Origin of the sequence: Mesorhizobium sp. M7A.F.Ca.CA.002.09.1.1 (assembly GCF_003998555.1) — a bacterium.
Taxonomy (GTDB): Bacteria; Pseudomonadota; Alphaproteobacteria; order Rhizobiales; family Rhizobiaceae; genus Mesorhizobium; species Mesorhizobium ciceri.
Genome location: NZ_RZRR01001001.1, coordinates 1 through 1,866, shown reverse-complemented (window position 1 = coordinate 1,866; position 1,866 = coordinate 1). Strand labels below are relative to the sequence as shown.

At 65.5% G+C, this 1,866-nt stretch carries 2 protein-coding genes; both read left to right on the top strand.

Features of this window, described 5'->3' with window-relative positions:
• The coding region (locus EN994_RS29475) for a cytochrome P450 (RefSeq protein ID WP_164746320.1) at nucleotides 1-1,173 on the top strand (1,173 nt) is incomplete at its 5' end.
• Nucleotides 1,170-1,866: aldehyde dehydrogenase family protein (locus EN994_RS29470; protein WP_127308055.1), on the top strand; the 697-nt coding region annotated here is incomplete at its 3' end. The genes EN994_RS29475 and EN994_RS29470, both read left to right, overlap by 4 nt.

Here is a 1,866-nt window from a genome sequence, read left to right as displayed (position 1 = left end):
ACCGTCGAGGCATTGGAAGCCGATCCCTACCCGATCTATGCAGAGCTCAGGCGCAGTGCGCCGGTCGCTTTCGTGCCGGCGGTCAATCTTTGGTTCGTCACCCGCTGGAAGGATGTCGAGAGCGTCGCCAAGTCGCCCGAGATCTTCTCCGCCGTCGTCGGCTCGTCACCAGTTGAGCGTTCCTTCGGCAAGCCGACCATCCTGACCACCGATGGCGAGACGCACAAGCAACTGCGCCAAGGCGTCGACCCGAAATACCGGCCGCGCACCGTCGCCGCCTATGCCGGCGACCTCGTGCGGTCGATTGCCGAACCTTTTCTGGACCGGATCGTCAACCAGGGCTCCGCCGAGCTGATGACCGATTATTTCGAGCCGGTGTCGACGCTCAGCCTGGCGCGCTCGCTCGGCCTTGCCGGCATCGATATGCCGACGCTGCGCCGCTGGTTCTACGGCCTTGCCCAGGGCGCCATCAATTTCGAGAACGATCCGAAACGGCAGGAGATCGCCGACGCAATCAGTGCCGAGGTCGGCGACGCCATCCTGCCGACGCTGGAAAGACTTGCGCGCCAGCCAGATGACTCGGCGCTGTCGCATATGCTGCATGACGTCATGCCGGAGGGCACGACGCGGCCGATCGACTTTCTGATGCCCAGCATCAAGGTCATTCTGCTTGGCGGCATGCAGGAGCCCGGACATGGCGCCGGCTCGATCCTCGCCGGCCTGCTGGCCCATCCCGAGCAATTGCGGCAGGTGCTCGCCGATCCCGAGACTTTCGTGCCGAGGGCGGTCGACGAGGGCCTGCGCTGGGTGGCGCCGATCGGTACGCAGACGCGGCAGACGACGCGGGCAGTCGAGATTGGCGGCGTGACGATCCCGGCCGGCGCTGCCGTCGCCGCCCTCGTCGCTTCGGCAAGCCGCGACGAGAGCCGCTTTGCCGATCCCGACCGCTTCGACATCAACCGCAACGAAGGCAACCATGCCGCCTTCGGCTTCGGCCATCATTTCTGTTCGGGCCGGTTCTTCGCACGCGAGCAGATGTGCCTTGCGGTGCGGCTGTTGCTCCAACGCTTCCCCGATCTCAGCCTTGTGCCGAGCAGGGAACCGGTGTTTCGCGGCTGGGAATTCCGCGCGCCAACCACATTGCATGTTTCCCTTGGAGTCCGTCACCAATGATCAGTCAGAATGCCATCGAAACGCTGCGCAAGACGGAGATCGGCGCGCAGGGCCTGTTCATCGATGGCGTGCAGGTCGAGGCAACAAGCGGCGCAAGCCTGCCGGTGACGTCGCCGATCGACGGCCGACCTTTCGCCAGCATCGCCGACGGCAACGCCGCCGATATCGACCGCGCCGTGAAGTCGGCGCGCAAGGCGTTCGAGAAGGGCTCGTGGTCGCGCGCCACACCCGCCTTTCGCAAGAAGGTGCTGACGAAATTCGCCGAGCTGGTCGAGAAACACGCCGATGAGCTCGCCGTGCTCGGTGTGCGCGACAACGGCACCGAGATCGGCATGGCCTACAAGGCAGAACCGCTGTCGGCGGCAGGCACCATCCGCTACTATGCCGAGGCCATCGACAAGGTCTATGGCGAGATAGCGCCGACGGCCGAGAATGTGCTCGGACTGATCCACAAGGAGCCGCTCGGCGTCGTCGGCGTCATCGTGCCGTGGAATTTCCCGCTGATGATCGGTGCCTGGAAGATCGCGCCTGCACTTGCCGCCGGCAATTGCGTGGTGGTCAAGCCGCCGGAGATCGCCTCGCTGACGCTGCTGCGGCTGGCCGAACTGGCAAGCGAGGCCGGCTTGCCCGCCGGTGTGCTCAACGTCGTCACCGGGCTTGGCGCGGTCACCGGCGAGGCGCTCGGCCTGCATA